We start from the raw sequence: 26,958 nt of genomic DNA, 5'->3' as shown, positions 1-26,958 counted from the left end.
ATAAAAAGAAAAAATATTTTTGTTTTCAGAATAATATGACTACTATTAAAGATATTTTTGAGGTGGGATTTATGCGAAATTTATATATTTGCAATGTTTCGTCTAATTATATTTCGAAGGTCGGGTTAGATGCTTGTAAGGAAGAGAAAATGTATATAAGCATGGAAGAAAAACTCCTTGGTTCTCACGGGATAGACTTAAATAGTGGTAAACTTTATGTGGCTACCAATGATAATTATAGTTTCTACGAAATAGATGTGGAAAATGGTAGAGTAAGAAATTATTACGTGGGTATGTTAGCAAATGATTTAAAATTTAAGAATGATTACATGTATTTGATATGTAGTGAGAATAATTGCTTGATTGTATACGATATGATTGAAAAACGGTTATGTTATGAGATACAATGTGGCAATTATCCTCACAGCATGGATATTTGTGATAAAAGTAAATTAATCTCCATTACAAATATGCATAATAATGAATTGACCATAGTCAATTATGAAAAGAACGACTTTGTAAGAAAGATAAGGACGGGCAATCTTCCAATGGAATCTAAATTTTACAGAGATGGAAGACATATTTTTGTATGTGAGAGCAATCTCGGGAATGATGAAGAGGGAACATTCAGTGTTTATGATTCCAAGAATGGGGAAAGAAGTAAGACGATAACGTTAGGTAAATCACCTATAGATATGCATTTTGATTATGAGGATAACATGGCGTTTGTTTCGAATTATCTTGGAAATTGTATTAGCGTTATTGATTTAGTGGCATTTAAAGAGATAAGTAGAATCGATGTATGTGGAACTCCCAGAGGGATATTAAAAAAGGGAAGATTTTTATATATAGTTATAAGTGATAAAGATATATTGTTGAAATATGATATATATACAAAAGAAGAGGAATTTATAAGAACTGGTCTGGAACCAACCTGCATTCATAGTTATTAAATTTTTAATACTTAGTGTATGATTTTTTAATTTGTACACTAAGTATTATTTTTTTGAGCTTTTGAGTGATGATAAAATTAAAGTATATATGTTTTGTGTGTTCTCTTCACAATTTTTAATTATACAGTCTAGTTCATTTTTGGATTTTGCTTTGAGACTTAGCTTTAGTAAAGTCTCATTTTTTTGATTAAATGAAATGTTCAATGTAAAACCCTCGGGTTTAGTTTTAGTGTAGTTAGTTTCTAAGGATATTACTTGCTCTTTTTTGTTACAAGAATTCATGTAGTTATTAAAGCAGTCAATTTTAAATTTGGATATTCTGCCTTGGAACATCTCTAGTACTTTTTTCCCGCGAGGTGCTAATTTATATAACACTTCATCTTTTGGTTTTAGGAGAATCAAATAATTACTTTCAACTAAATCATTTAAGTATTGTTGCAGTAAAAAATAGTTTAAGAAGTTATTGCTTAAAATGATATCTGTTATGTATATATTTGTGCAGGGGTGTTTCAGTTTTTTGATTATATACAAGATAAGAAGCTTGTTATCAGCAAGTTCTATAATATTGTTTAGCATAGTTTTAAACTCACCTCATTAATTTCACACATATAGTTATTCTAATCTTAAAAATAAAATAATACAAATAAAAAAATATTTTTTAGAGTATAAAGAAACGTTACTAACAATATATTAATATATACTTTTAAAAGAAAACAATCCTTAGGAGGTAGCACGCTTGTTTTTAAGAAGTAAGAAGAAAGGTAAAGAATTTAAAAAGTATTCTTATTTAAGCTCTATATTAGCTTTGGGCTTATTTTCATTTGTTACGTATTTTTATTTTCGGGATCCCACAGTATTAACTTTCAGTTCTCAAAAATCTCTTCCAATATATAGGGTAGATACTCTTGATAAAAAGGTTGCCATAACATTTGATGTGAACTGGGGGACAGACAGAACAGAAGAAATATTAAATGTTTTAGATAAGCACAATGCCAAGGCAACATTCTTTTTGATAGGAAAGTGGATTGATTATAACGAAAGGAATGTTGAGCTTGTTAAAGAAATGGATAAGAGAGGACATGAATTAGGAAACCATAGTAATCTTCATCCAGATTTTACTAACTTATCTAGAGAGAAGATAGTTAAAGAATTGGAAATAACAGATAGCAAAATATATGAATTAATAAACAAGAGAAACAAAATATTTAGATTCCCTAAAGGTGGATATGATCAGAATTCTGTGGAGATAGTAAAAAGCTTAGGGTATATTCCAATACAGTGGGATGTGGATTCGATTGATTGGAAAGAACAAGGAGCTGAGGTTGAATACAATAGGGTTTCACAGAAAATAAAACCAGGTTCAATAATTCTTTTTCACAATAATACTAAATACACTCCAGAAAATTTAGATAGGATTTTAGAGGAATTTAGTAAACAGGGATATGAATTTGTACAGATTTCAGAACTTATTTACAAAGATAATTATGAAATAGACATTACAGGAACTCAGAAAAAAATGAAAAATGTTTCTAAAATATAAATAAATTTAAAATATTGAAAAAAATATTAACAAACCTTATAATGTATTTGTATTTCTTAAGAGGTAATAAAAAATATATTGACTAATATACATATTAGAGAAGTAAAAACTAATGTGGAGAGGTGTAGTATGGACACAAACTTGGTTAATAATAGGATATGGCTTGAGGGAAAGATAGTAGCTAAACCTATATTTAGTCATGAAATGTTTGGAGAAGGGTTTTATAATTTTGATATTGAAGTAATGAGGTTAAGTGACTCAAAGGACATACTCAGTATTACCATATCAGAAAGAATAATGTCGGGAATAGATTTTTCTATTGGTATCGAAGTGGTAGTAGAAGGACAGCTTAGGTCTTATAATAAAATCGTTGATGGAAAAAATAAGTTGATATTAACTGTGTTTGCTAGAAATGTGGCTTTGTGCACGGAAAAAAGCAAAAACCCTAATGAGATATATTTAGATGGATATATTTGTAAACAGCCATTATATAGAACAACTCCTTTTGGTAGGGAAATAGCAGATGTTCTTTTAGCCGTTAATAGAGCATACAATAAATCTGATTACATACCTACTATAGCGTGGGGAAGAAATTCTAGGTTCTGTAAAAATTTGCAAGTTGGAGATAATATAAGAGTTTGGGGAAGACTTCAAAGTAGGGAGTACCAAAAAAAATTATCTGAAAATGAAAAGATAACTAAAATTGCTTACGAAGTATCTGTTTCTAAAATGGAAAAAGTGGACAAGAATAATAAAATCGTAGAAACATCTGAAGATGTTGGATAGAATTAAATTATTGTCATGCCCAAAAGACTTTGGCTATTTTATGCCAAAGTCTTTTTTTTGTATCTTCATATACTCCTAAGGTCCTCTAGTATTTGAGTTTTATCTTTTACAGATTGATCTATTTCTTTAACAACTCTTGCAGGAGAACCAGTTACTACAGTGTTTGGAGGGACGTCTTTAGTAACTATAGAACCTGCTCCAACAACAGAATTTTCTCCTATTTTTACCCCTTCTAGTATAACTGCATTTGCACCTATCAATACGTTATCTCCTATTATACACGGGTCTTTCGATGGAGGTTCGAGAACTCCTGCAACGACAGCTCCAGCACCTAAATGGACATTTTTCCCTAATTTTCCACGAGCACCTACTACTGCATTCATGTCCACCATTGTGCCTTCTCCAACTTCAGCACCAATATTTATAACAGCACCCATCATTATTACAGCGTTTTTATTTATTGTTACCATATCCCTAATTATTGCACCAGGCTCAATTCTTGCTTCTATATCTATAAGGTTTAGCATCGGAATTGCCGAGTTTCTCTTAATATTTTCAATCCTGTGATTTGATATTTTTGATTTGTTTGACTCAAGAAACGAAATGACCTCGTCTTTCTCGCCAAATAGTATGTAATTGCCATTACTTCCGTAAAACTCTAAGTTTCCAAAATCAGAATCACTAAAGTTTCCTTTTATATAAACCTTAAGTGGTGTAGATTTTTTAGAATCCTTTATGTATCTTGCTATATCGTAAGGATTTTTCATATCATAATCCATTTTAACAGCCTCCTTTGCGTCGAAATTCAATTATATTATACAGTAAAATTATAAAAAAAAGTAATAAATTTAATTCATTTAGGTTTATATTTATATTTTTTTTGTTTAGTATTGAAAATATAAAAAAATTTTTGGAGGGTCATTCGATATGGGGAAAAAAGGATATATACACGTTTATATGGGACTTGGTAAAGGTAAAACTACTTGTGCTTTAGGGTTAGCTTTTAGAAGTATTGGAGCTGGATTTAATGTCATGATGGTTCAATTTTTGAAAAATTGGGATACGTCTGAGCTCAATAGTATAAAAATGCTTGGTCAAAAATTCAATATTTATAGGATAGAGAGCCGAAAAAGTTTTACATATAATTTGAGTCAAGAGGAACTTGAGGTTTTAAGGAAAGAGATAAAGGTTGAATTTGAACAGGCTAAGAAGTTTATTTATGAAAATAAATATGATTTAATCATTTTGGATGAGGTGTTGGGGGCGATAGAGGGTGGATTCATTGATGAAGAAATGGTTTTGGATATTATGAAAAATAAACCTGATAGTTTAGAACTTGTCTTAACAGGCAGGAATGCGTCTGACAAAATAATAGAAAATGCAGATTTAGTTAGTAATATAGGTAAAGTTAAACATTATTATGATGATGGCGTAATAGCAAGATTAGGAATTGAATACTAAAAATCATAAATGAGGAGTTGACTATTGTGAATAAGAGAATGGTGAATGTTCAGTATTCTGGAATTAGAAAATTTTTTGATGAGGTTAAGAAATATGGTGATGCGATTTCTTTAACTGTGGGACAACCTGATTTTAAATTGCCTAAACCCATAGAGGAAGGTGTCGTAAAGGCTGTGAGAGAGGGTAAAACTGCTTACACTGTAAATCAAGGAATCCCAGAATTAAGAGAAAGGATTTCTGATTATATAAAGCAGGAATATTGTATAAATTTTTCAAAAGATGAAATTATATTAACAGTAGGTGGAAGCGAAGCCTTGTTTGTGACTTTCAATACCCTCTTTAATGAAGGTGATAAAGTATTAGTTCCTGGACCAGGATATCCCGCTTATGAGAATACATTGAATTTTGTTGGAGCAAATCCAATATTTTATGGAATTTATAAAGATGAGGGTATAGATTTTGATCACATAGAGAAAAATCTAAAAAACAATGATATAAAAGGAATAATATTGTGTTTTCCAAACAACCCAACGGGAGTCACTTTATCCAAGGAGGATAAGGAAAGGTTTTACAATATTTTGAAAAAATATCCTGAGTGTAAAATAATAAGCGATGAGATTTACAGTGCTATTAGTTATGGAAAATTTGAAACTGTATGCGAGTATGATGACGTTTTGGATAGGGTGGTTTTGGTTTCAGGATTTTCAAAGATGTTTTCTATGACGGGACTTAGGCTGGGTTTCATATGTGCTAAAAGTCCTATTATTGGCGAACTTAATAAGGTTCATCTATATGCTACATCTTGTGCACCTTCTATAGTTCAGTATGGTACTTTGTATGGATTTGATGAATCTCTTAAAGATGTTGAGTTTATGAGAAATGAATTTGAGAAAAGAAGGAATTTTGTGTATCAAAGACTTATGAATATGGGATTTAAGGTTAAAAATCCTATGGGGGCATTTTATATTTTCCCATCACTTGATGGTATAACGCAAAAGAATAGTTATGATTTTTGTGTGGATTTACTTAGGAGTGAAAAGCTTGCTTGTGTTCCTGGAAGTGCTTTTGGTGAAATGGGAGAGGGGTATATAAGAATAAGTTATTGTAATTCTCTAGGCGAGCTTGATAGAGGACTTGAAAGATTAGAAAAGTATATTAAAAATTGATGTATAAAAAAGAGAGATTTAAAATAATCTCTCTCTTTTTATATAGTTTGGGGGTATTGGTTATTAATTTAATCCAAATACGTTTGAAGTTTAGTTGTTATTGTTACAGGGGAATTTAAATTTATAAAGTTTCTTCTAGCGTTTCTATGATTGTATCATTTTCTAGAATATTGGTTATTATCAGTCTAACACTGAATTCATCATGTCGGTATAATTTGGCAATGGCAGAGGCTGCAGCGTGTATATCACTATTGGAAGCAGTTTCAGTTATATTTAATAAGGTTTTTGTGAACTTATATATTTTACCGTCGCTATCTGTAGTTTGGAATACAATAGATACATTTCTGCTTAAAAGATTATCATTTATTGAATACGCATTAGTCAAAGCAAGCTACCTCTTTTTACATTATATATTTTGGAAATTATCAGTTTTTGAAATTGAGTTCATTTCCATGATTAATTTATACTTTACGGCAATCAAAATTATTCCATGATTTAAAGCAAATATTTAAATTTTATATGTTAATAAAATTTAAATATTAATAACTAAGTTTTAATGAGATGTTGATTTTGGTTTAACGAAAATGTAAAATTGAGCTAAGGGGCATGAGGATGGGAGAAAGGTTTTGTTAAGCCATATTTAATTACTGTTTTTGATGATGTGTTTTAATCAATTAGAGATATTTGGTTTATAGTATTTTTGATTAAAGATATTTGGAAGTATGTAAGATGCAATTTTGAGATATCGTCAATTGGATTTTATGTTTTTGCGATTTCGAATATTTGTAAAGGAGTAAAGAGATATATTTATTGAGAGAAATCAATTAACAAAATAGAAAGATTATTAATTAATATTGAAAATTATATTGATTTTTAATTAAAAATAATATAGACTGTGATTAGTTTTACAAAAAGATTACAGTTTACAACGCAGGGTTTTAGTTTTGTTTAAGAATTTAGATTTATTAGTATATACGAAAATTGATTTGCTAATTTTTTCCTATTGTGCTTTGGTTGTTGAGAAATAATTGGTATCGTTTTCGATTGGAGGTATTATGGGTTTTGGTGGTAAGAAATATCCGTTTATTTGTTCTAAACGTACATATGTTTTAGTGGCTGTTATTGCTGCGGGTACTATTTTTTCTCAAGGTCAAAAAACAGATGCCATGTTTAATATTCTTAGAAGTACCATAAGAGGGGGGACTTCATCAGTTGTTCAAAGTGCTGTTAGGTCTGGTAATAGTGGTGGAGCTACGGGTTTGGCTTCATCTAGTTTGAGCAGATCAGGTGGTGGGGCTGTTAATACTACTTCTCCTTCTACTTCAAGTGTAGTTAGAGGGACTGCGACTTCTACAACTACTTCTCCGAGTTCACAACCGATAGCATCGAGCAGAGTAGTCTATGATACTACACCAGGTGGTACTGAGGTATTTGCTCCTGGTGCAGAATCAAGGAGACTCTATTATGGAGAAACAGATGCTTCAAAGCTTAAAACTTTATTGGGCTCTAATATTAATCCAAATGCTAGATATAATTTGTATTATGATGGTGAAGGAAATAGTATTATTAGATCTACTGAGTTAGGTGAGACTCTTAGGATGCTTGTTTATGGTGAGATTATTAGAGGGAGTTCTGTTGATCCTGAGATAGGTGTTGGTACTGGTCAGAGAGTTGTTATTGCTCAACCTCATTGGGTTTTAGGTAAAGATATTTTAGCTAGCTCAACATCTTCAACAGCACAGTCTGGAACGTCTAGTTCTGGAGTTCAAGCAGGAGGAGATGCTAATATTCCACCGGCATCACCTATAACAGGTTTAGTAAATACTAATATACAAGGTAGTAATACTGGAAATGGAATAACTCCTGAGGCATTGACTGAAGCTAAAAGTAAGCTTAATCCAGTAAATACTGGTACTATAGGTACAGGTGATTCATCAGCTTCTAGTGTATCAGGTGGTGGTGATGGTCAGTTATCTGGTGGTTCTGGAAGTACTCAACCAACCGTAAAACCTCGAGCTGTGAGCTCAGGACAGTTGGCAGATGGAAGTGGCACTCAATCTTCCGGAGGAACTGGTAGTGGTTCCCAAACTGGTGTAACATCAAGTTCAACTCAGACGCCATCTAGTACATCTGATGATGGATGGAAAACTAGTACAGGGCAGACTTCAAGTAGTGGAAGTGGTGCTCAGTCTTCTGCAGGAGGTTCAGGAGGTAGCGATGGTCAAAATCCTGAAGGTACATATCAAACTCAGCCAGGTGGGGCTTCTAATGTTCAGTTTAAGACGGTAGGAACTCAGACTGAAGGAGATTTAACATCTAGCCCTTCTACAATCTCAGTGGGAACTCAAACCGATGATATCATAACTGGTACAGGAACGGCTTCAATAGGAGTACAAACATCAGCTAGTAGTGCTCAGTCGCCTGATACTACAGTTTCTAGTTCTCAAACAAGTGGAGGTTCAGGTGTCGGTCAAGTTGTAGGTGGCGATGGTGACGGGTTGAATCCTGATTTATTGAAAGCAGTTAGGGATGGACTTAAGCCGGTAAGTGGTAGTTCAAGTAGTTCTACCTCTGGAGAGGGAGATAGTGAAATTGAAAATGTAAGGTTGTCATTAAAACCGACTGTGATTGCAGATAAAAGTGGTAGTATAGGTGGAATAAAATACACCGATAATAAAGGAAATTTAGTTAACCCTGTAACCGGGTCACCTTCGTCTGGAGTTAGTGGAAGTGATCAAGCCGTTACTGGTGGTGATGGAGTTAAAGCTCCGGTTGCTAGTAGTAGTTTGAAACTTAACGTGGTTTCAAGTGGAGATAAGATAGCTATTACTCAAGATGGAGATGGTGCTCAAACATCTGGGACAACTGGAACTACTTCCCAAACTGGTGGAGGAGATAGCAATAAGCCACAGACTTATACTAGCACTCTGAAACTTAAGGTTACTTCAACTGGCGGTAAGGTAACTATTGTTGAAGATAAGGATGGACAAGGTAGTCAGACTTCTGGTTCTTCTGATGGAGTAAGTAGTTCTACTAGTATTGGAGGAATTTCTGATACATCTTCTACATCTTCGAGTTCAAGTAGTGGAATGCAATCATCTAGGAGGAGTAGTACTTCATCTAATGATAGTGAGGGTAGTGAAGGGAATTGGAGTACTATAGTGGGGCATACATCAGGTGAAGGAAGTGGAAGTTTATCATCCGCTGGTAATGATGGTTATGCATCATTAAGTGATGGAGATCAAGGAAGTGGAGGTAATGGAATTCCACCGGCACCACCTCTAGATGGGTTAACAGGAACTGCAGGACCTCAAGATGGAGGAACAACAAGTGGAACAGGATCTGGAGATAGTCCTAAGCCTTTAGGATTAACTTCTGAAGCTTTACAGGCTGCTAAGGATAAACTTAATCCGGTAGGTGAGCCTGAGACAAGACCATATCCAGGATTAGTTACACCAGAAGATCTTGAGAATGCAATTAAAGGTTTGAAACATGTAGATACTAAGACAGGAGGAACTCAATCTACTGGAGATGATAAAGATCTAAGAGGTATATCTGGTAATGATTTAGCAGCTGTGAAGTTAGGACTTAGACCTACATCTGTTACTGAGAAAGGTGGATTAGGAGGAACGAAGATTACAGATAGAGAAGGGAATCCGATTGATACACCACAAGAAGGAGTAGGAGGAATAACTTCTACAGGAGGTAGCGGTACACAATCTCCGACCCAACCTACAACTGGAACAACTTCTCAACCTGGAGGGGGGTCTTCTGATAGTCAAGGTTCTGGAGGAGGAGTTAGTGGTCCTCAAACTTCAGGCACTTCAACTGGAAGCAGTGGATCTCAAACATCTGGGACTTCTGGTACAACAGGAAGTGGCGATACCTTTCAATCAGGAGGATCATCTGGAGGAGGTGGTGGTCAAGCTCCGAGTGGATCAGGGGGTGGACCAGAAGACGGTATTCCAAGCGTTCAGTATAGAACAGTTGGTACTCAAACTGAGGGTGGCTCGAAGCCTGTTACAGTTTCTGTAGGAACGCAGACTAATGATGATATTATTGGTACAGGAGGAACTTCTACAGGAGGTAGTAGTGGTACACAATCTTCAGCTCAACCTACGACTGGGACGTCTTCTCAATCTGGGGGAGGATCTTCTGATGGAGATCAAGGAAGTGGAGGTAATGGAATTCCACCGGCACCACCTCTAGATGGGTTAACAGGAACTGCAGGACCTCAAGATGGAGGAACAACAAGTGGAACAGGATCTGGAGATAGTCCTAAGCCTTTAGGATTAACTTCTGAAGCTTTACAGGCTGCTAAGGATAAACTTAATCCGGTAGGTGAGCCTGAGACAAGACCATATCCAGGATTAGTTACACCAGAAGATCTTGAGAATGCAATTAAAGGTTTGAAACATGTAGATACTAAGACAGGAGGAACTCAATCTACTGGAGATGATAAAGATCTAAGAGGTATATCTGGTAATGATTTAGCAGCTGTGAAGTTAGGACTTAGACCTACATCTGTTACTGAGAAAGGTGGATTAGGAGGAACGAAGATTACAGATAGAGAAGGGAATCCGATTGATACACCACAAGAAGGAGTAGGAGGAATAACTTCTACAGGAGGTAGCGGTGCACAATCTTCGACCCAACCTACAACTGGAACATCTTCTCAATTAGGAGGAGGATCTTCTGATGGTCAAGGTTCTGGAGGAGGAGTTAGTGGTCCTCAAACTTCAGGCACTTCAACTGGAGGCAGTGGATCTCAAACATCTGGGACTTCTGGCACAACAGGAACAGGAAGTGGTGCTTCAAGTCAAGTTACTAGCAGTTTAAAACTTACAATGCAGCCTGGAGATGATGGAACAATTAGGTTTGTTGGTGAAGGTGGAACAACTTCTACAGGAGGTAGCGGTGCACAATCTTCGACCCAACCTACAACTGGAACATCTTCTCAATTAGGAGGAGGATCTTCTGATGGTCAAGGTTCTGGAGGAGGAGTTAGTGGTCCTCAAACTTCAGGCACTTCAACTGGAGGCAGTGGATCTCAAACATCTGGGACTTCTGGCACAACAGGAACAGGAAGTGGTGCTTCAAGTCAAGTTACTAGCAGTTTAAAACTTACAATGCAGCCTGGAGATGATGGAACAATTAGGTTTGTTGGTGAAGGTGGAACAACTTCTACAGGAGGTAGCGGTGCACAATCTTCGACCCAACCTACAACTGGAACATCTTCTCAATTAGGAGGAGGATCTTCTGATGGTCAAGGTTCTGGAGGAGGAGTTAGTGGTCCTCAAACTTCAGGCACTTCAACTGGAGGCAGTGGATCTCAAACATCTGGGACTTCTGGCACAACAGGAACAGGAAGTGGTGCTTCAAGTCAAGTTACTAGCAGTTTAAAACTTACAATGCAGCCTGGAGATGATGGAACAATTAGGTTTGTTGGTGAAGGTGGAACAACTTCTACAGGAGGTAGCGGTGCACAATCTTCGACCCAACCTACAACTGGAACATCTTCTCAATTAGGAGGAGGATCTTCTGATGGTCAAGGTTCTGGAGGAGGAGTTAGTGGTCCTCAAACTTCAGGCACTTCAACTGGAGGCAGTGGATCTCAAACATCTGGGACTTCTGGCACAACAGGAACAGGAAGTGGTGCTTCAAGTCAAGTTACTAGCAGTTTAAAACTTACAATGCAGCCTGGAGATGATGGAACAATTAGGTTTGTTGGTGAAGGTGGAACAACTTCTACAGGAGGTAGCGGTGCACAATCTTCGACCCAACCTACAACTGGAACATCTTCTCAATTAGGAGGAGGATCTTCTGATGGTCAAGGTTCTGGAGGAGGAGTTAGTGGTCCTCAAACTTCAGGCACTTCAACTGGAGGCAGTGGATCTCAAACATCTGGGACTTCTGGCACAACAGGAACAGGAAGTGGTGCTTCAAGTCAAGTTACTAGCAGTTTAAAACTTACAATGCAGCCTGGAGAGGACGGTATAATTAGATTTATCGAAGATAAGGGTATCGATACTTCTGGGTACATCTAGCACTACAACGACCACTGGAGGAGGAACTTCGGATGGAGGCCAAACAGGGGGAGGAGATGGAGGTACTGGCATCCCACCAGCACCACCGTTAGGTAATTTTGATAGTTCAATAGATTGGGATAAAGAAAATCCATTTAAATTGGGAGGAGATGCACGTGGTATAGTTCCATCCCAGTTAAGAACTACTGCTTTTTTCCTTGAAAAAACTGTTGTAGAGCAAAAAGGCGGTGTAGGTGGTACAATATATACGGATAATACGGGTGGACCAGTTGATTCTGTGACAGGACAACCTCTTGGTACTCCAGTTAGTCCAGATTTTACTGGTGGAAAATCTTTAGTAACAGGTACAGGTGGAACTGATGGAAGTTCTAGCTTGTCATCATCTAGAAGATCGTCTTGGGCTAGTCAGGATTAATGGTTTCGTGTGTTTGTGATTTTAAGTTTGTAAATAAATAGAAAGACACCTTTACGTTTAGGTGTCTTTTTTATATAACTTTAGAGTTGTAAACTTTTAAATACTTTAGTATATACTTAAAAAATCAGATTTAATATTTCCTATGTCCATTAGCAAATTTCTTGACTTTCGCTGATAGTTGATCCTTGTTAATGATTTTTAAAGTTTCGACTAGAATTTGATTCCTATTTTCAGATTGACCTATCGATGTAGTTGGTTCATTACCAGATGAAAGCTCCGAAGGTGGATTGTCTAAATTATTCTCATTATAAACTTCCGTATTTAATATATCTGTTTCGTTTTGAAGGAAAATTTCTTCGTTTGGTTTGGTCAATTCGTATTCAGTAGAAACTTCCATGTTTGTTTCATTTAGATTATCTTCAAAAGGAGATAACGTAATTGGTTCTTTTGTCTGCTTGGAAGAGATTTCTATAATTGGTTCTTCTGTATGCTCAGGAGGAGTTTCTATAATTAGTTCTTCTTTTGTTTGCTCGGGAGAAACTTCTACAATTGGTTTTTCTTCTATCTGATCAGGAGGAATTTCTAAAGTTGGTTTAACTATTGGCGATTTCTTATAGAAGGTTTCCTCATGAGAGTTATTTAAATTTTCATTCAAAGGTACTTCTCCATTTTCGTTTTTATTAAGAGAGTGCGACTCATTTTTGGTTTTGTCAATAGTGTGTGATGCGTTTTCAGTTAATTCGTTATTTGATTTATTCAATTTGTCTTTTGAGGATTTATTGATTTGCTCTAGTTCTGATTTTACTTTTTCAGGAATTTCTATTTCTGGTTTACAAGGAATTTGTTTTATGAATTTGTTAAACCTCTCGACCATGTCTTTCACTGAGTCTTTGTTTATGTCATATATTGTTGATTCATCAAATGTTAATGCAGGAAGACTATCAAGTTCGTAGGCATTAAGGTATGTGTTGTTATTTTTGAGATTGTATTGTATAAAATCGATGTTATGATTTTTAAGTAATTGAATCATTTCATTATTTGAAGTAGCGTTTTTATCTAAATAAAGATGTATTAATGACATAATCTTCTCCTCTTAGTTAAAAATTCTATCCATAGTTAGTTTCAACATTAAATTGGTAATTATTCAAAAATTTTCAAGAATAATCTTTTGTTTTGGAAGGAATGGAATGATAGTTAAGATATTATTTAGCTTATTTGTGTTTTGTTGTTTGATAATTCTTCTAATATTGGTGTTCATTTTAGTGTGTGGTGAGAGTAGATATAACAAATTCTCTAAATACGTATTAGTGCTTGGTGCAAGAATCATAGATGAGGATACTCCTTGTAAGACTTTGGAAAAACGATTGTTATGTGCAGTCGATTATCTAAATGAGTTTCAAGAATCGAAGGTTATAGTTAGTGGTGGTAGAGGTGAAGATGAGCCTGTATCTGAAGGTTTTGCTATGAAAAAGTTTTTAATAAATATGGGAATCGATGTAGAGAGAATTTTAATTGAGAGCAGTTCTACTAATACTTTTGAGAATTTGAAAAATACGAAAAAGATTTTGGGAGACATTGATGAGATATTGATAATAACGAGTAAGTATCATTTGTTCAGAGCGAAGATTTTGGCAAGGCGTGTTGGATTTAAGTCGATTCACTTAATAGGGAGTGAAACTTTTTACGATAAGGTATGGAAGGATTTCTTTAGAGAAATTATTGCGGTTATTAAATCGATTTTGTTTGATTGGTAAAATCAAGTGTATATATTGAAAAAAATGTACTAATACTAACCCAATAATAGTTTTTGAATTTAGGGAGAGTGTCTGTTTTGATAAATGTAAAATTATTTTATGATTTTATTTGTCCTTTTAGTTGTGTTTGTAAGGCAGTGTTTGATAAATTATCACAAGAATATCCCATAAAGATGGAATACTACACTAAGGAGTTGCATGTTGGAATATCCGAGGAAGGCATAAAGACATCAGAGCTTTTTAAGGTTTTGCCAAATTACAATTTGATACTTAACATACTTAATAGGATGGGAAATCAATACGGCATAAGAATTAATGAAGTCAAGATGAATTATAATACGAAAACTGCACTTATCCTTTCTAAGTTAGCGAAGAAGTTTAATAAAGAATCGGAATACATAAGTTTAATATACAAATTGATGTTTGAGGAATTAGAAAATATAAGTGACATTGAGGTGTTGCAGAGAACGCTTCAAGAGTTGGGATTGCCTAGTAATTTTACTGATAATGAATTTAAGAAATGCTATGTCGAATATTCGAATGATAGTTCACATGCGATGGACGTTAGGTTGACGGGAGTTCCATTTATTGTGATAGACGATAAGTTGAAAGTTCAGGGACTTAGGGAGGAGAAGATTTATATACAAAAGATAGAGGAGTGTCTAGGTGATTCAAGCTTAAACAAAACTTATCATTTTGGGAAAGCGGAAAATTTAAATTTGGTATAAAGTAAAACTAAGAAGAGATGCACCTTATTGTCGAGGCATCTCTTTTTTATCTTTTAGAAATGGATTTTATTATTTCTGAGGATACGATTTTGTTTTTTTGTGATTTTGCGATTCTGCAATTTTGTCTTTTGAGGAAGGTGATTTTTTTAAAATTCTAATTGCTGTTGTAACAACTACTCCTAGAGCCAATGTTGTAATTACTAAACCTAAAACTTTTTTCTTCATATAAACTTTTGTCTCTTTTTATCTTTCTATACATCTGAACCAGTTAACCTTGATAATGAACCACTAACAGGTGATTTGATTTGGTTCTCTGGAGTTATACCATTTTTAAGAAGAGTTAAAACTAATCTTTGTTGAATTGGTAAAGTTGGACTTATGTCATCTAACTGAACACTGCCAATAGCAGAAGTTGAAGGATTTAACTTTACATTTACAGCTGACCCAGAAGAAATTGAAATAGAACCTGAATTAGATGATGCTGTTGAGGTACTAGCGGGTGCAGAGTTACTTCTTTTCACTAATGAGGGAGATGAAGTTGAAAAATTTTTAGGAATTGTAATAGTGTTTAGTTTAACCTTACTTAGTGAACTGGATGCAGAGCTAAGAAATCTACTCGCTGCTCCCCTTAATGCAGAACCCAACATAGCATTAGATTTTTGAGCTGATGATAAAAATAAAAAACTTGGTAATACTAAAAGGGTACCAGTTATAATTGGTGTTAGCTTACTACGTTTTTTCATAACTAATCAGATTCACCTCACTATTTTAAAAATATACAACTTTAACACTGTACTTATTTCAATTTATCGTAAGGGTTGGAGCAAATCTTTATAGCAAAAAAGAAAGAAGGAAGAAAAGATATCGGGGTATATCTCTTCTTCCTTTTTGCATTTTGTTTAATCGTAAACTTCGTCATATATAACTTCTTCGGATACTTTATCGTAAATGGGTTCTGTTTTAGTGCCACCACCATCTGTCTTTGTTACTTTTAGAACGCTTCTACCTTCAGGTTCGTTGCCTAGAGAGTACTTAACAGTCATCTTTCCTTCAGGACCTTTTACAACTGTTGCGTATGTAGGTTCTTCACTTCCCTGAATAACAGTACCAAAACCACCTGTACTAGAATCAGTACCAGTATCACCATAATAGATATATTTCTTACGTTCTTCATCAAATGATCCATCGTAGAACCTATCAAAACCTTTAGATGTATATTTCTTTGGTGATTCTCCAGTAGTAGTACTAGTAGAAGCAGTAGTAGCGTCTTGTTGCGAGGTAGTTGTTGTAGCACCAGTAGTAACTTTAGTCAAGCTACTTTCACTGGATGAACTAGAAACACTTGAAAAACTAGAAGAGCTTGAAGTGCTAGTTAAACTTTCTCTCTTATCAGATGGTTCAGGACCTCTATAGTTTTGATTGATAAATGAAGTTGGAACATTTTCAGGGTCAAGATCGTAAGAATACTTACTACCAGAAGTTTTAGTGAATAATCCCTTAAATTTATTCCATCCACTACTCAAAGACTTTTTAAGTGAAGATCCTAAACCACTGCAGTTTAATTCCACTTTATGAATACGATATGCTAAAGATTTCAATCTACTCCATATGGTGCTGCTAGATTGCTGAGTGATGTTGACAGAAGACGATCTTGAAAAGAAAGCTCCAGCATTTGCCTCAGTAGTACTAGCTCCAACATAAGAAAAGATTGTTATCGCACCTATTACCGCAATTAATTTTAATTTTCTATTCTTTTTCATTTCCATATACCTCACAATTCACAAACCTTAATGAAAAGCATTATGTCATATGTAAAGTCCCATTTTCAAAATACCTAATTACTCGAATTGTAAAATCAATTTGTCCTAAGAGTGAATTTGATTTAGGCTTATTACTAGTTAAGCTTGTCCCTCCACTAAGACTTGTTTTAACGGGTGTAGGCTTAGTAGATCCAGGCCAAGTGTTAGACTTAGGTCTGTATGTTGGTGCTGCATTCGCTTCCGTAGAACCAATTCCAATCACAGAACAAATCGCTGTAGCACCTAAAGAATATTACTGATTTTAATTTTTTACTAATGATCATTATGTACTTACCTCACAACTCATAATCACAAAAGATTGTTCTATTGAGTTATTCTAATAAATCCTCAAGGGGATATGTACCAGATGTCCTTTCTAGAATAGTGCCTCAGATAAATACTTATAATGGGAAAGGCTGAAGCACCTCTGAGATTATTCTACAGAGGAGAGATGGGTATCTCTGTAGATAGAAATTATTGAAAGGACATCCAGTACTTTGGTTGTAGTAGTTGTCTGTTTTATTAGAAAAACAGCAACTGTATTTTATTATCGTCTATCTTTAAATTATCTTTAGTCTTTTATCAGAATTTGTTTTTTTAAAATGTTTTGTATATCTTAAATTTTAAGGTTTTAATTGAATCCATAAACGTGATATTGCGTTGAACTCCAATGTAAAAACATAAAAAGAGATAACCACAAAAACGCAAAATCGCAAAATCATAAAATCGCAAAATCACAAAAAGATAAATCTATTGTTGTGTCTTGTTACCATTTCCGGTTGTCATTGTGCCATATAAACCATTCATGTGTTCGTCATCATGAGTTAACCCTAAGAGCATTTGACGTCTTTTATCCACATCTTGATTTCCAGTAGGATCAGTCCCTAGACTCAAACCAAGACTTGATATACTTGAACTTCTAGTTGATGATTTAACGCCATCGGAATCTGATTCAAATCCTTCATTAGTTTGTTCAAAGCCGGATGCTCCCAAACTTGTACCTCCTAGGTTGGACAATTTAATACTTCCACCAGAGCCTCCATTTTGAATATATATTCCATCGCCAGGATCAGAAGGAGGAGTTGTTGAAAGATTAGAAGAACTTCGACTTCCTTTTTTAAGAACATTAACAAGCTCAACTTGAGGAAGAGTGTTTTTGAAGTTTGTCCACCAGTCAGAAAGCCTAGATAAAAAACCTCTACTACCTGTACCCGTTGTGGAAGCTCTCGAAACTGTAGAGCCTGCATTCGCTTTTAGTGTGCTGGTACTAACCGAAGAATGAGTTGTAATCGCACCTACTAAGGCTAGCATCTTTAGTTTTTTGCTTATTTTCATTACTTTAATACCTCTGATACACTTATAATTACAATTTAAGTCAATATCACAAATACGTAATTTCTCAATTCATAAATTTTCAATTAGTAAAATTTTAATTTAGAATAGTTTAGTTTTAAATTATCACTGATTCAAGTAACCATGATTTGTTATTGTGGTGCCAAGCTCACCGTTCATATGTTCATCATCCTGTATTAATGTAAATAGCATACGGTGTCTATGGTTTGCAGTCGGTGAGTCATATGGATTAAAAACATCGCCTAGTGCGGGAATAGACCTACTGCTTATACTTCCACTTTCCCCATAACGACTATCAAAACCTTCACTGCTGTAACTATCCGAACTTATTGAAGGAAGATGTATACTTATGCTTCCTGAATCTACCGTAGATATAGAGTCGAAAGCTTCATTTATTTCTCCATCGAATGAGCCTGCACCACGTTGATCTCTACCACTTATAGGTGAAGAGATTTTTAGTTTTCCTCTTGTTGATTTGAAAGGATTAACAAACTCAACTTGAGGAAGAGTGTTTTTGAAGTTTGTCCACCAGTCAGAAAGTCTAGATAAAAAACCTCTGTCTCCTGTACTCGATGGAGCAATTCTCGAAATCGCAGGACTTGCACCTGCTCTTAACAAATTGGCATTTAGTGAAAAGTGAGCTGTTATTATTGAAAACGACGCTAGAAGTATTAATTTTTTGTTTGTTTTCATTATCCAATTAACAATCTCGTGATATTAAAAAACTCTATTTAGTCCATAAAGCCAAAGTTTGATGTGTATGTGCCTAAGTCGCCATTCATGTGACGGTCATCCTGAGTTAAACCTAAAAGCATAAGGCTTCTACCTCGTGTAGTAGGAGAAGGAGTTTCTGGGTTATGTCCATCTATGCCAGCAATTCCTTCGCTGCTAAAACCACCAGACGAAGATGAAGAACCCGAAAATGAAGATACTGATAATGATGAACTGCTCGAGCTAGAACTAGATGAACTGCTTGACCTAGTGCTTCCACCACTACCACCTGAAGTGACAATACTCAAATTACCCTCATCGCCACCTTCAAAACCGAAGTTAGTGTGACTTCCGCCGCCACCACCGCTAATGGTGAATATACCACTACCACCACCTGAAGTCTCTGTCATTTCCAGATTGGTAGTAGTTTGTTTCGTTGGCCTAAATGGATTTACAAGTTCCACATCAGGAATACTGCCTTTAAAACTAGTCCACCAACTTGAGAGTCGAGATAGAAAACCTCTACTTCCAGGGCTATTACCCCCCCCCGTGCCTGACGTGGTGCCTCTTGACATAACCGGTCCTGCACTTGCACTATGTGCAGATCCAACTATTATAGAACCAATTGTGACTGAACTCATTATTGCTATAGTCTTTAGTACTTTTTTGCTTTTCATTTTCACCTCGATAATATTTGTAATTAAGGGAATATTCTTATAAGGATTGTGAAAAAACGCAGATTGATTTTGGAACAAAGTGATTTGATCGAGAGAGTAAATCACAAAAAGACAAAATCGTAAAAAGGCAAATCCACAATTCCTAATAAGTAACCGAATTTAATCTCATTACCAACTTTAAATCATGTATGTAGTATGATTTAGGGTTTTAAGATTTTAAAAATATTCAAGTCTACACTTAAATACCACTTATGAAATGATTTAAGAGTTTTGTGTTGAGATTAAATTCGTTGAGCTAAACCCACCCACCTAAATTAAATAAACATAAAAGGCCCAATTTACACAGAAGTAATTGAAAAACTGTAAAATTGTATATAGTCAGAAGATGATCTTGAAGAAGATGATAGCCCTAAAATTTCTGTTTCCCATTTAGCTCTATCCTCAAAAGGACAAATTCAAAAAAGACAAATCGATTAATCGTAAAGTTTACTTTCCATATATGTTAATTTCCAAATACCATATGTAATTATGTCTGACACTCAATAAAAGAGAGGGAAGATACAATAAGTCATATCTTCCAATTTTTAATTTTTATTAATTGCAAATGCTAGTCTCTGTGATATCTTTCGATTCCATCGTCACCTGTTGTAACTGTAACCTTATTACCATTGCCGAAGTCTACAGTCTCAACCTTGTTGCCCCCAGTTCCAGTTGTAGTTATTTTTAAGCCAGATGAAAGACCACTACTACTTCCACCACCGCTTCCTTTAACGGTAGTATAAATAGTTTTATTACCACCATCTATATTGCTAGGATGAAGTCCTCCAGGTGTACCAGTTAGTGAAAGATTTGCATAAGTCACATCACCACCATCACCATCAAAAGAACTGTTAGTGTGATGAGAAGTTGTTTGAGCACTAGCAGAAGGGGCAGTCACACTTGTTGTCCCATTTCCACTAGTCGTCCTTCCACGGAAACAAGATGTAAGTCCAGTCCAAATACCGGTAAAACCACTTCTTAATCTACTTAAAAACCCACTACCACCAGTAGTAGAATTAGACGATGATGCTCTTGGAATAAAAGCTCCTGCATTTGCATTCACTGAACTTATACCGATTGAAGATATAACTGTAATTGCACCTAGAACAGCAACGACTTTTAATTTTTTATTCTTCATTTGTTTTGTTCCTCCATTTCATAAAACACAAAAATTTGAATCCGAAATATCTGAAACACTACGATTCATTACGCTGCAATCTAAAAAGCATAAACGAAGCTGACCTTAATTCAATAACGAATTTAACGATTCTCTCGAAGCACTTAACTTGCCTTGCAAATATTCCTTCTGTGCTTGTAGCACTTTTTGATCTTGCATATCCATGTACGCAAACTCAGCTATAAACTGATTAGTAGGATTATCTAAGTCCACATGTCTTAAGGCCTCATCTAAGTCTTTAGAAGGAATTACGAATCTAGACAGACTTTGTTCTACGCTAGTTAATCTTGATTCACACCTATTTATGTCTTTTTGTAAAGCCTTAACCCTAGATTTATCTACAAGATCACTAATATTAGTCGCTCTAGCATCAACGCCTTGTGATTCACTTCTGTAAGCTAATACTACAGGTTCGCCTTCACTACCTAAACCTCGAGCTTGAGACACTAAACTTGCTGAAGTAGAACTACTTCTCGAAAATAATCTGGAAACACTGGAAGAAAGACCACGAATCGAAGCCGCGAGACGAGACCAAGGTGACGCACTTACCTTACTTGGATTTGCAGAGAGAACCGAAGACACAATTATGCAGGAAACCACAAAATACGGAGTCAATATTTTCTTTGAATTCATTTTATCACTGCCTTTATTCATATCTCTATACCTCTTTAATTCTTAGAATAAAGTAATTTTCAAAATTGAGTGTCGAAGCCAGCGATACAACCGAACAACTAAATTATAAAATAAATTTCCACATAAAACAATAACAAAATTAAAATTAATTTAAAAATATTAAACGACGTGTGTATATTTCGTGAATTTATACGGGTAACTTAAGGGTTAAAAAATTTTAATAAGGTATTTTTAGATTTTATGTTTTTGCCTTTTTACAATTTTGTCTTTTTGTCTTTTTGCGACTTTGCCTTTTTATGATTTTGGAATTTTGTAGTTTAAGGAATTCAATAATTGATGTACATGCATTATTTCAAAATTAAATTCTTTTTAATGATTTTAGATTCTCTTTGTGTCATAATAAGTCGATGGATATAAGCATAGTACATAGAAAGTTTTGAGGTGTTTTTGTATATGAAAAAGATCGTCATCTTAGATGGATTTTCAGTAAATCCAGGAGATTTTTCTTGGGGGGCTTTGTCTGAATTTTCTAAGGAAGTCAAAGTTCATTATAGAACAAATGAAGATGAAATAATGGATAGGGTAAAAGACGCTGAGTGCGTTTTAACTTGTAAAACTCCTATGAGGAAGGATATCATACAAGAATGTGAAAATCTTAAATACATAGGTTCAATGGCAACAGGGTTTAATCAAATAGATGTAGATTTCTGCAAAGAGAGGAACATTATTGTAACAAACGTGCCTAACTATTCTACGAACGCAGTTTCTGAACTCGTATTCGCTTTCTTATTTGAAGCCTTTAGGAAAGTTTCTGAACACAACAAAAGGGTTCAAGATAGAGAGTGGATAAATTCGTCAGATTTTTGTTTTTACAATAAAGATGTTTGTGAAGTTGCCAATAAGACAATGGGGATTATTGGTTATGGGAATATTGGAAAAAAGGTTTCAAAAATTGCACAAGCCCTAGACATGAAAGTTCTAATTCACACAAGGACAAAAGGGCAAGATCAGGAAGGCATAAAATTTGTATCCAAGGAAGAGCTATTTGCAAGTAGTGATGTAATTTCTCTTCATTGTCCCTTGAACGATGAGACGAGGGAAATTATAAATGAAGATTCTATATCTATAATGAAAAATGGAGTGACTATCATAAATACAGGAAGAGGAGGACTCATAAACGAATTTGCTTTGAGTGATGCTCTAAAATTTAAAAAGGTTAAATATGCACTCCTCGATGTAATTTCTTCTGAGCCGATGAAAGAAGATAACCCTCTTCTCAATATAGAAAATTGTATTATCACTCCTCATTATGGTTGGTGTCCTTTTGAAACGAGGAAAAAGTTATTTGATTTAATCATAAAGAATGTTGAGAGCTTTGTGCAAGGCAATCCAATAAACGTTGTGTACTGATTATAAGAAAGAGCTATTTTCAAAATAGCTCTTATTTTTTTTGCTTTATCAAATCAACAAAAGATTACAAAAGTAAAACATAAATTCAAAAAAAGTTTAAAAAGTTATTGCAAAATAATTTCAAATAAATTAGAATGTTAACAAGAAGTGACGGCTAAGAATCGATGCATTATTTTTGAAATCATGAGATTATATAAGGAGAAGCACACGATGTTAAGAAGGAAGTTATCAAAATTAATTGTTGCAAGTATGGCTACGGCTTTGATTTTAGGGGTAAGTATGTCTGGACAAGCAGCTCACTCTACGGAGCATGGCGTTATGCCTATATCTGCTGAGGTAGGTTCGAAGATCGCAAGATCAATACAGAACATCACTTCAAGTAACATTAATGATTTTGTTACTTATTTGAAAGACAGTAGAGTTGAGATATTATACGTTGAAACTGATGTTACATTAACAGCAGAAGCTGTTGAGGCAATAAATAGTAGAACTAGCAGTCTAGAAATTGTTGTTAGGTCTGGTGCGACTTTATCAATTGAGGATTCTGTAAATTTGAATGGTGACAAATCCAATTTAATCATAACAAGAGATAGTGGAAAGACAGGAGCTTTATTACAAACTCAAAATAAGAAAAGCGATAATGGAAATACTGGAGGCGACAACAACGGAAGTGGAAGTGGCGACGGTGGAAGTACTGGTGTAGACAATAACGGAAATGGTAATGGCGGAAGCACTGAAGGTGGAGATGGCGATAATGAAAAAACAGAAACTAGAAACACCACAACTACACAAGTTACTATATCAGGTGTAACTTTTAATAACAATAACCAAACACAAGAGGCTTTCTTGAACGGAGGTTCAAACTTTAAAGTTACTTTGAAAGATAATAGAGTGGTTGGCGGAGGATATTTATCATCTACAACAGGTATTAGCGATATTACATTTTCGGACAACCTATTTTATGGAGGAAGCAGTATCTCTGTTGGTCAAAAGCTTACTGTGTCTAGCGTAGATATTAATTTAACAAATCTAGGTTCAACAAGTGTTGATTTGGTTGGTAAAGTTAATCTAGGAACTTCAACGGGAAATGTCAAATTGAATACTATTGATTTGGAAATAGTGAATTCTTCAAATACCTTTTTGAAAACAGTTAGCGTTTTATTTAACGATAACGAGTTTTCTACAATGATCGATGGATTAACAGCAGGAACTGGATACACAGTTAGGGTTAAAAATATAGAAGATGAAAATGGAAACGAGTATGAAGTTAGTGATGCAGTTAAAACTTTCACGACTTTCAAAGCAACCGTTACAGATATAAGAGGCAATACTGCGAACTTAAAAATAGAAAGGGGAAGTATTCCAGATAGTGCATACCCTTTAACAGTTACACTAACATCAAGTTCATCTACTAAGTCTTACAGAATAGAAAGTTCTAGTGTATCAGTTTTAGCATTATCAGATCTTACATTATCAACTGATTACACATACGAAATAAAAGATAACTCAGGTCATATTCTTGATAAAGCTTCATTTAGAACAGCTTCCACTTCATCATCAACAGGTTCAATCATATCAGGAGGTTCTTCCAATTCTTCAGGTTCAACTATAACAGGTAATGGAAGTTCAAGTGTTACAGGAAGTATAACTTCTAATGATATAAATAGATCTGAGATAAAAGATACTTCTGTGTCTATACCAGTTTCAAGTTCGACTGTAGCTAGCAATTTAAATAATGGAAGAGATTTAACAACAAATGTTGAGGGAGTAACTGCTAAATACGAAAATGGTAAGGTTGAGTTAAGTGGATTAGTTCCTGAAAAAGAATACAAGAACGTAACTTTAAGTTATAGAGATTCAAATGGAAATTCCAGATCACTTTCAGTTCCTACATTCACAACAAAGACAAGCACTACTAAGTCAGGTCAATTTGTTAAAGACGTGTATTCACAATCTTTAAATAGATTACCGGATGAAAGAGGATTTGCTTATTGGGAAGATCAAATTCAAGGTAAGAAGACAGCACCAGAAGATTTTGTTAGAAACCTGTTAAGTGAGAAAGAGTTCTCAGAAAATAACAAAACGACATCTCAAAAAATAGAGGCTTTATATCAGGTTATAGTTAATAGAACTTCTGATCCAACTGGATTAGCTTTCTGGACTGATAAATATAATAGCTTTATAGCTCAAGGGTATACTGATTCAACAGCTCTTTCTTTAGTGGCAGATCAAATGGTTAGCGAGCAAGAATTTAAGACAAGAGTAAGTAACCTAGGACTTTAATATAAATTGGATTTACTTTATTTTAAGTAAATCCTTTTTTATTTTTTAAAAAAGTTATTGTAATTTAATTACAAATATGTTAAAATTGAATTGCTAAAATTATTTTCTGTATTTTAAGGAGATATTTTATGTATAGAAAATTATCGAAGATGTTCATTTCAACTGTTTCAATTTTCTCATTAGGAGTTGCGACATCGTCCGTTTTAGCTATTGAAAGCAAATCAGAATCTCAAAATTCCCAAAGATCTATTTCTAAAATCGTGGTGGCAAGTGAAGACGAATTAATAGAAGCATTAAAGGATCAAAATATTACCGAAATTGTAATCGAAGGTGATGTAGTTATATCAAAAAGGATTGACTTAACGAGTTCAACTAGGAATTTAAAAATTACTATAGGATCTTCGAAAGTTTTAGATTCTTCTTTAGTGGTTGTCCAAGGGACTAAAATAAACGGTGGAGGAAAGCTTACTATAGTTAAAGCTAATGATGAAAATAGACAAGCCATATCCTTCAAGAAAGTTATGAGCACTAGTGGAAGTCCTCAAACACTTTTTCAAAATTTAACTTTCTCAGGAAACAATAATGAAATATTTATGGATAACATCGTAGATAATTTATCTATTAAAAACGTGGACATTGAAAACCTAACATTGTTCAAAGACATAAAAAAAGATGATCAGATTTTAGCTCAAGTCAGATTCATGAATTCATCAATAGATCCTTATCAAAAACACCATATAGATATTTCGCAAAAAGACATAACGGAAAATACCACATTCATATCGCTAAAGGCAAAAGTTGATTCGAATTTATCCGTAAATGATATAGTCGTAGCTGCAGTAGATGATTCAGGAAAAATTATAGTAGCTCAAAATGTAAATAGCGATAGGCTTGGAAATGTACAAGCATCTATAGAAAATCTTAAAGAGGGTACAGAGTATTCAATATATCTTGCAATCCCAAACGATAAAGATAACAAAAATTTTTTTATCTCTTCTCCTTTCAAGATATCAACCCTTAATTTTAAATCTTCAGTTGAATCCCAGACTTATGACGGTGCTAAAATAAGAATTTCCAAAAACGCACTTGATCCAAAATATTATCCCCTATGGATTATTTTGAAATATCAAGGAGCTAGTTTTAAGGAAGTTCAAATTCCAGAACAAACGACCTCAGGAAATATAGTTTTAAATATTACAGGCTTAGTTGATGATAAAAATTACGAATACGAAATTGTAAGTTATGTAGATGGAGATTCACCTAAGGTTATAGATAAGGGTGAGATAAAAACCTCAAAGAATTATTTTGCTAGTTCTGATGGGAATGTTTCAGGAAGTATTGTAAGCAGTTCAAGTACTTCAAATTCTAGAATTTTTAGTTTCAGCATTTCGGATGACGATTTGAGAAAATCAAATATTGGAGATACCTATGCCTCAATTTATCTAAATGGAAATTTAAGAAATTATATAGAGGATGGAGTAAATTTTAAAACAAGTTTAAATGGTGTGTATGTGAAATTTGCAAATGGAATACTTCTAATCGATAGACTCATACCAGGGAAAACTTATTCTGGATTAAAAGTTTATTTTGAAACTTCTGATGGAAGGAATTTTATTTTAAGTTTGCCTGAATTTTCTACCAATAAAGAAACTAAGAATATAAACAGATTTGTAAAAAGTGTTTATTCTAATGCTTTTAATAGGCTTCCAGATGAGCAAGGTTTCTGGTATTGGGTAGATAAATTATCCTTCAAAGACATTAGAGCCGAAGAGTTTGTTATAAATCTATTGAACGAATCTGAGTTTATTTCTAATAGGACAACCACTGTGAGCAAAATAGAGGGACTTTACAAAGTTATTGTAAATAGGGATTCTGATGAAGAGGGCTTGAATTTTTGGATTAAAAGTTACGATTACCTAATTTCTGAAGGGTATCCTGAAAGGTTTGCTCTTAAAATGACCGTAAATGATATGGTTAATGAGAGAGAATTCCAAAGTATTATTGCAGGTTTGAATTAAGTGGCTTC

General features: G+C 34.4%; 25 protein-coding genes. 12 read left to right on the top strand and 13 right to left on the bottom strand.

The window, feature by feature from the left end; genetic code table 11:
• Positions 1-71 precede the first annotated feature (71 nt).
• Positions 72-953: a YncE family protein gene (locus AALI31_RS05820; RefSeq protein ID WP_489885591.1), complete on the top strand. Its 882-nt coding sequence runs from the start codon at positions 72-74 to the stop codon at positions 951-953.
• Positions 954-998: 45 nt separating this feature from the next.
• Here AALI31_RS05820 and AALI31_RS05815 read toward each other — a convergent pair whose 3' ends face one another.
• Positions 999-1,529 (bottom strand): DUF4364 family protein, encoded by a 531-nt coding sequence (locus AALI31_RS05815; RefSeq protein WP_489885590.1) that lies wholly within the window; start codon positions 1,527-1,529, stop codon positions 999-1,001.
• 160 nt (positions 1,530-1,689) lie between these two features.
• Between AALI31_RS05815 and AALI31_RS05810 the strand changes: the two genes are divergently transcribed.
• Together AALI31_RS05810 and AALI31_RS05805 are read left to right on the top strand one after the other, a co-directional pair.
• Positions 1,690-2,493 carry a polysaccharide deacetylase family protein gene (locus AALI31_RS05810; protein ID WP_489885589.1) on the top strand — a complete coding sequence of 268 codons (804 nt, stop codon included), beginning with the start codon at positions 1,690-1,692 and terminating at the stop codon, positions 2,491-2,493.
• A 129-nt stretch (positions 2,494-2,622) separates the two neighbouring features.
• Positions 2,623-3,279 carry a single-stranded DNA-binding protein gene (locus tag AALI31_RS05805; RefSeq protein WP_489885588.1) on the top strand — a complete coding sequence of 219 codons (657 nt, stop codon included), beginning with the start codon at positions 2,623-2,625 and terminating at the stop codon, positions 3,277-3,279.
• A 65-nt stretch (positions 3,280-3,344) separates the two neighbouring features.
• Here AALI31_RS05805 and dapD read toward each other — a convergent pair whose 3' ends face one another.
• On the bottom strand, positions 3,345-4,058 hold the full coding sequence (gene dapD / locus AALI31_RS05800) for a 2,3,4,5-tetrahydropyridine-2,6-dicarboxylate N-acetyltransferase (RefSeq protein WP_489885587.1): 714 nt from the start codon (positions 4,056-4,058) through the stop codon (positions 3,345-3,347).
• Positions 4,059-4,206: 148 nt separating this feature from the next.
• Here dapD and AALI31_RS05795 point away from each other — a divergent pair, with 148 nt between their 5' ends.
• Positions 4,207-4,740: a cob(I)yrinic acid a,c-diamide adenosyltransferase gene (locus AALI31_RS05795; protein ID WP_489885586.1), complete on the top strand. Its 534-nt coding sequence runs from the start codon at positions 4,207-4,209 to the stop codon at positions 4,738-4,740.
• Positions 4,741-4,766: 26 nt separating this feature from the next.
• Complete coding sequence (locus AALI31_RS05790; RefSeq protein WP_489885585.1) at positions 4,767-5,906, top strand: pyridoxal phosphate-dependent aminotransferase; 1,140 nt, start codon at positions 4,767-4,769, stop codon at positions 5,904-5,906.
• Between the two features lie 121 nt (positions 5,907-6,027).
• Here the strand turns inward: AALI31_RS05790 and AALI31_RS05785 are convergent, their stop codons facing one another.
• Entirely contained in the window at positions 6,028-6,291 is a 264-nt protein-coding gene (locus AALI31_RS05785) for a DUF1659 domain-containing protein (RefSeq protein ID WP_489885584.1), read from the bottom strand.
• Between the two features lie 670 nt (positions 6,292-6,961).
• Between AALI31_RS05785 and AALI31_RS05780 the strand changes: the two genes are divergently transcribed.
• Positions 6,962-11,953, top strand: a complete 4,992-nt coding sequence (locus tag AALI31_RS05780) for a hypothetical protein (RefSeq protein ID WP_489885583.1) — start codon at positions 6,962-6,964, stop codon at positions 11,951-11,953.
• 139 nt (positions 11,954-12,092) lie between these two features.
• Positions 12,093-12,368, top strand: a complete 276-nt coding sequence (locus tag AALI31_RS05775; protein WP_489885582.1) for a hypothetical protein — start codon at positions 12,093-12,095, stop codon at positions 12,366-12,368.
• 130 nt (positions 12,369-12,498) lie between these two features.
• Here AALI31_RS05775 and AALI31_RS05770 read toward each other — a convergent pair whose 3' ends face one another.
• A complete protein-coding gene (locus AALI31_RS05770; RefSeq protein WP_489885581.1) occupies positions 12,499-13,449 on the bottom strand; it encodes a hypothetical protein in 951 nt (316 codons plus the stop codon).
• Positions 13,450-13,555: 106 nt separating this feature from the next.
• Here AALI31_RS05770 and AALI31_RS05765 point away from each other — a divergent pair, with 106 nt between their 5' ends.
• Both AALI31_RS05765 and AALI31_RS05760 read left to right on the top strand, forming a co-directional pair.
• Entirely contained in the window at positions 13,556-14,122 is a 567-nt protein-coding gene (locus AALI31_RS05765; RefSeq protein WP_489885580.1) for a YdcF family protein, read from the top strand.
• Between the two features lie 77 nt (positions 14,123-14,199).
• Positions 14,200-14,850, top strand: a complete 651-nt coding sequence (locus AALI31_RS05760) for a DsbA family oxidoreductase (RefSeq protein ID WP_489885579.1) — start codon at positions 14,200-14,202, stop codon at positions 14,848-14,850.
• Positions 14,851-14,919: 69 nt separating this feature from the next.
• Here AALI31_RS05760 and AALI31_RS05755 read toward each other — a convergent pair whose 3' ends face one another.
• The 9 genes from AALI31_RS05755 to AALI31_RS05715 form a co-directional block, all read right to left on the bottom strand.
• Entirely contained in the window at positions 14,920-15,075 is a 156-nt protein-coding gene (locus tag AALI31_RS05755; RefSeq protein ID WP_489885578.1) for a hypothetical protein, read from the bottom strand.
• A 26-nt stretch (positions 15,076-15,101) separates the two neighbouring features.
• Positions 15,102-15,593 (bottom strand): hypothetical protein, encoded by a 492-nt coding sequence (locus AALI31_RS05750; protein WP_489885577.1) that lies wholly within the window; start codon positions 15,591-15,593, stop codon positions 15,102-15,104.
• Positions 15,594-15,749: 156 nt separating this feature from the next.
• Positions 15,750-16,610 carry a hypothetical protein gene (locus AALI31_RS05745; protein ID WP_489885576.1) on the bottom strand — a complete coding sequence of 287 codons (861 nt, stop codon included), beginning with the start codon at positions 16,608-16,610 and terminating at the stop codon, positions 15,750-15,752.
• A gap of 40 nt (positions 16,611-16,650) precedes the next feature.
• A complete protein-coding gene (locus tag AALI31_RS05740) occupies positions 16,651-16,872 on the bottom strand; it encodes a hypothetical protein (protein WP_489885575.1) in 222 nt (73 codons plus the stop codon).
• Between the two features lie 527 nt (positions 16,873-17,399).
• Positions 17,400-17,984: a hypothetical protein gene (locus tag AALI31_RS05735; protein WP_489885574.1), complete on the bottom strand. Its 585-nt coding sequence runs from the start codon at positions 17,982-17,984 to the stop codon at positions 17,400-17,402.
• Positions 17,985-18,107: 123 nt separating this feature from the next.
• A complete protein-coding gene (locus AALI31_RS05730; protein WP_489885573.1) occupies positions 18,108-18,695 on the bottom strand; it encodes a hypothetical protein in 588 nt (195 codons plus the stop codon).
• Between the two features lie 38 nt (positions 18,696-18,733).
• Positions 18,734-19,390: a hypothetical protein gene (locus AALI31_RS05725; RefSeq protein WP_489885572.1), complete on the bottom strand. Its 657-nt coding sequence runs from the start codon at positions 19,388-19,390 to the stop codon at positions 18,734-18,736.
• A gap of 607 nt (positions 19,391-19,997) precedes the next feature.
• The gene (locus tag AALI31_RS05720) at positions 19,998-20,567 is read right to left on the bottom strand and encodes a hypothetical protein (RefSeq protein ID WP_489885571.1); all 570 of its coding nucleotides are present in this window, start codon (positions 20,565-20,567) and stop codon (positions 19,998-20,000) included.
• Positions 20,568-20,672: 105 nt separating this feature from the next.
• The gene (locus AALI31_RS05715; protein ID WP_489885570.1) at positions 20,673-21,260 is read right to left on the bottom strand and encodes a hypothetical protein; all 588 of its coding nucleotides are present in this window, start codon (positions 21,258-21,260) and stop codon (positions 20,673-20,675) included.
• 432 nt (positions 21,261-21,692) lie between these two features.
• Between AALI31_RS05715 and AALI31_RS05710 the strand changes: the two genes are divergently transcribed.
• From AALI31_RS05710 to AALI31_RS05700, 3 genes are all read left to right on the top strand, one after another.
• Positions 21,693-22,649, top strand: a complete 957-nt coding sequence (locus AALI31_RS05710) for a D-2-hydroxyacid dehydrogenase (RefSeq protein WP_489885569.1) — start codon at positions 21,693-21,695, stop codon at positions 22,647-22,649.
• 210 nt (positions 22,650-22,859) lie between these two features.
• Positions 22,860-24,932, top strand: coding sequence for a DUF4214 domain-containing protein (locus tag AALI31_RS05705; protein ID WP_489885568.1), 2,073 nt, complete (start codon positions 22,860-22,862; stop codon positions 24,930-24,932).
• A gap of 128 nt (positions 24,933-25,060) precedes the next feature.
• The gene (locus tag AALI31_RS05700) at positions 25,061-26,950 is read left to right on the top strand and encodes a DUF4214 domain-containing protein (protein ID WP_489885567.1); all 1,890 of its coding nucleotides are present in this window, start codon (positions 25,061-25,063) and stop codon (positions 26,948-26,950) included.
• The last annotated feature ends 8 nt before the right edge of the window (positions 26,951-26,958 follow it).

Source organism: Anisomitus miae (SeqCode) (assembly GCF_054906395.1).
Note: the sequence above shows the minus strand (reverse complement) of the source record. Positions and strands in the feature narration are given on the sequence as shown.

Excerpts from the sequence above, each read along its gene's own strand:
- AALI31_RS05820 (WP_489885591.1), top strand. The coding sequence starts at position 72 with ATGCGAAATTTATATATTTGCAATGTTTCGTCTAATTATATTTCGAAG.
- AALI31_RS05815 (WP_489885590.1), bottom strand. The coding sequence starts at position 1,529 with ATGCTAAACAATATTATAGAACTTGCTGATAACAAGCTTCTTATCTTG.
- AALI31_RS05805 (WP_489885588.1), top strand. The coding sequence starts at position 2,623 with ATGGACACAAACTTGGTTAATAATAGGATATGGCTTGAGGGAAAGATA.
- dapD (WP_489885587.1), bottom strand. The coding sequence starts at position 4,058 with ATGGATTATGATATGAAAAATCCTTACGATATAGCAAGATACATAAAG.
- AALI31_RS05795 (WP_489885586.1), top strand. The coding sequence starts at position 4,207 with ATGGGGAAAAAAGGATATATACACGTTTATATGGGACTTGGTAAAGGT.
- AALI31_RS05780 (WP_489885583.1), top strand. The coding sequence starts at position 6,962 with ATGGGTTTTGGTGGTAAGAAATATCCGTTTATTTGTTCTAAACGTACA.
- AALI31_RS05770 (WP_489885581.1), bottom strand. The coding sequence starts at position 13,449 with ATGTCATTAATACATCTTTATTTAGATAAAAACGCTACTTCAAATAAT.
- AALI31_RS05765 (WP_489885580.1), top strand. The coding sequence starts at position 13,556 with ATGATAGTTAAGATATTATTTAGCTTATTTGTGTTTTGTTGTTTGATA.
- AALI31_RS05755 (WP_489885578.1), bottom strand. The coding sequence starts at position 15,075 with ATGAAGAAAAAAGTTTTAGGTTTAGTAATTACAACATTGGCTCTAGGA.
- AALI31_RS05750 (WP_489885577.1), bottom strand. The coding sequence starts at position 15,593 with ATGAAAAAACGTAGTAAGCTAACACCAATTATAACTGGTACCCTTTTA.
- AALI31_RS05745 (WP_489885576.1), bottom strand. The coding sequence starts at position 16,610 with ATGAAAAAGAATAGAAAATTAAAATTAATTGCGGTAATAGGTGCGATA.
- AALI31_RS05735 (WP_489885574.1), bottom strand. The coding sequence starts at position 17,984 with ATGAAAATAAGCAAAAAACTAAAGATGCTAGCCTTAGTAGGTGCGATT.
- AALI31_RS05730 (WP_489885573.1), bottom strand. The coding sequence starts at position 18,695 with ATGAAAACAAACAAAAAATTAATACTTCTAGCGTCGTTTTCAATAATA.
- AALI31_RS05725 (WP_489885572.1), bottom strand. The coding sequence starts at position 19,390 with ATGAAAAGCAAAAAAGTACTAAAGACTATAGCAATAATGAGTTCAGTC.
- AALI31_RS05720 (WP_489885571.1), bottom strand. The coding sequence starts at position 20,567 with ATGAAGAATAAAAAATTAAAAGTCGTTGCTGTTCTAGGTGCAATTACA.
- AALI31_RS05715 (WP_489885570.1), bottom strand. The coding sequence starts at position 21,260 with ATGAATAAAGGCAGTGATAAAATGAATTCAAAGAAAATATTGACTCCG.
- AALI31_RS05710 (WP_489885569.1), top strand. The coding sequence starts at position 21,693 with ATGAAAAAGATCGTCATCTTAGATGGATTTTCAGTAAATCCAGGAGAT.
- AALI31_RS05705 (WP_489885568.1), top strand. The coding sequence starts at position 22,860 with ATGTTAAGAAGGAAGTTATCAAAATTAATTGTTGCAAGTATGGCTACG.
- AALI31_RS05700 (WP_489885567.1), top strand. The coding sequence starts at position 25,061 with ATGTATAGAAAATTATCGAAGATGTTCATTTCAACTGTTTCAATTTTC.